Source organism: uncultured Muriicola sp. (assembly GCF_947258935.1).
Classification (GTDB): domain Bacteria; phylum Bacteroidota; class Bacteroidia; order Flavobacteriales; family Flavobacteriaceae; genus Muriicola.
This window is the reverse complement of the sequence record NZ_CAMYKH010000134.1, coordinates 1-2,635: the sequence shown is the minus strand read 5'-3', so window position 1 is coordinate 2,635 and position 2,635 is coordinate 1. Positions and strand designations below refer to the sequence as shown.

Annotated in this window: 1 protein-coding gene; it reads right to left on the bottom strand. The window is 40.2% G+C overall.

What is annotated here, in order from left to right:
• Positions 1-105 precede the first annotated feature (105 nt).
• Positions 106-2,211 carry a putative transposase gene (locus Q0X72_RS13600; RefSeq protein WP_297766523.1) on the bottom strand — a complete coding sequence of 702 codons (2,106 nt, stop codon included), beginning with the start codon at positions 2,209-2,211 and terminating at the stop codon, positions 106-108.
• Positions 2,212-2,635 lie beyond the last annotated feature (424 nt).

Sequence of the window (2,635 nt, the reverse complement as noted above, 5' to 3'; positions counted from 1 at the left end):
TCTGTTGAATATTGAAGAAGATATCGATCCAAATAAACCGTTTCCTTCACTTAATACAGAGCTCGTAACTCTTAGTCGAATTAGGCCCAATTTTTTGGACACTGATCAAATTGGGGATTCACCAACTTCAATTACCAGCCATTTTCCATTTGGTGTTTGCGCTCCCAGGCTGGTTAGCTTACGACACAATTGCTCTTGAGCAAGGCGACGACTTTTTTGCTCTAACGGCTCTAAGCGGACAATTACTTCTTTGTCCGTGCTTTTAATCCAGCCGTGACAATAGGTAATCGTATAAAATAAATCTACCAGTTCGTTTTCTTGATTGAAAAATGGCCTTAGCCAATCTACCATTTGTTTGCGAGCATTCCATACTGAACTTGTCACAAAATCAAATAAATACTTTCCTTCATTATCAATTGCCTTAAAAGACCGATAATCTTCTAACTGCGATACATCTACTCTTTCGGGCAACTTGTTTTTCTCTTCCAGAAGTTGCTCCAACTTTGCTTCTTTATCAACTTTCTTTTTATTTAGTTGCTCCTGAGCACTGTTTTTTCGCGGGGTCCCATCCTTGTTAAGAGCTTTGCCAACCTTGGACAGCTTTTTATATAACCTGTTCAATTCAGTTTTTACTTTACTTATCTGCCTGTCTTTATCCTTGATGGCCGGGTTTTTTATCTCCTGATTTTTACTTTCAGTTAATTTAAATCCAGGATGATAATGAAACGGATGGCGTTCTTGGATGTGCTTAAATGCATTCTCTGATGCACCCCAGCGGCTCAATATCGCAAGGGCGCATTCTTTGGTGCTCATTTCGCTGTCACCGCTGAAGGCCAATCCGCAGGCCCTGCGATTACTGCTTTTATTCCATATGTAAATACGCCTTAAGCTAAAAGTGTGTTTTTTCGATTCATTGCCCGCGTTGCCTTCTGAAGTATAAGTAAATTCCTTGCTCCCCTCAAATATACTATAACTTTTACCATTGAATTCAAAAGCCTCTATAAACAGATCCTCATCAAGCGCTGCTAACTTTTTAGAATCAATATTCTTTTCCCACGTCACAAACAAATCTTTGTTACTGACCAATTTAAAGAAAAACTCAGCTCCGTGGCCCTCTCTATCAAAAACCTTGACAACGCCTCCCGGTATATATTCTTTCCACTTTTCGCCTAAGTTGCATATATGACCCCGATAATCCCCCTTGCCTTCTTGGATCTCAAAATCCACCACGCGTCCACTGCCATCACAAGTGACCATATTGGTGCGGCCAGCTTCGGGTTTGCGCCGCTGGGTATTAAAACTGAAATGAACTTTTTGCTTACCCGTATAAGGCAGCAGATGACCATCGATAAACCATAACCATATGCCGACAAGCCCTGCGCTTATCTGGTAACGAAAATAGTCTAACAGTAAGGGGCCGGCTTTCTGCAATTGTGCAACTGTGTAAAACCATTGCCAGACTTTCTGTTTGAAGGGTATGCGCTTGATCCCGAGAATAACGCCGGCCTCGCGCGAACGGATATTTTTTAACTGCTCAATAGAACGCAAATTGCAGGCTGACATTAACAAAAATACCATAAATATCTTAAAGTTGGAGCCAAAATAGCCCATCACTAATTGAAGCCATTTCCATTCGCTAATCAATGCAATCAAATAGGTAAATACCCCGGCAAAACGAGTGGGCTCCCAGTCATGTTTTTCGGCAAAAGGTTGTTCATCTTTTTCAACTTTTTTAGCTTCGCCTTTATAACTGAAGTTAAAATCCAAGCTTCGTTGCTTCTTTTCGCGTTCCGCTTTAGCCTTTTTTCTTATCTCCGCAACCTGTTGGGCTTTGTTACCTCCTATACGACGCGCAGCATTTTCTTTTCGCTGTATTCGCCGGCTTTTGCTTTTGTTGAGCGTATATCCCTGAATTAAACCCTCTGAGCCGAAATGTTCTTTAATTTCACGATAATTGTGTATGGTTTGCCGGCTAATATCTAAGGCCTTAGCTAGACGATATTGAATCGCACCAAGCTCAACAGCTTCTACTATAAACAAACGTTTTTCGACCTTATCGGATAAATCGGCTTTTTTAATAAAAGTGCCGTGGCGCCATAGCGTGACAATTTTAGAATCGTTTTTGTCAATTTTGAGAATTAAACCGTTGCCGAGATTAAATATATTCTTGTCTTCTGGCGGCGATATTTCAAATAATGGTTTTTGTGTCATAGCTGCCCTTCCGGCTAAACAATATTAGAAAGGAGGCTACAATAGAGCAAATCAAGTGTCAAGATAATATTTACATATTTAGTATTATTTTGTTTATAATTAATAGTATATATATTTATATGTCCAATTATTGGTATTTTAGTTAGACTTTATTGTTGTGCATGAAAATTTGACGCATGCAAAGTGTGTGTCGCTCATATTCGTTGTTATAACAAATGGATACTGGCATCTGCATATTTTGTAGGTAGGGTGTCAGAAGTCTTCCAATGTCCAAACTTTATGCAAAACTCGCTTGAATCAATGGTTGCGGCCAATCACTGAACCCTGAACACCCAGGTCTGTATGTGAAATAACGCTGCACAGTTCACCATCACAGAGGGCAGATTTGCTTTCTTTCAGGGACTCATGTTTGAGCTTGACGCCT

Bases quoted from the DNA above. Each gene is read 5' to 3' on its own strand.
- Q0X72_RS13600 (WP_297766523.1), bottom strand. From the start codon at position 2,211: ATGACACAAAAACCATTATTTGAAATATCGCCGCCAGAAGACAAGAAT.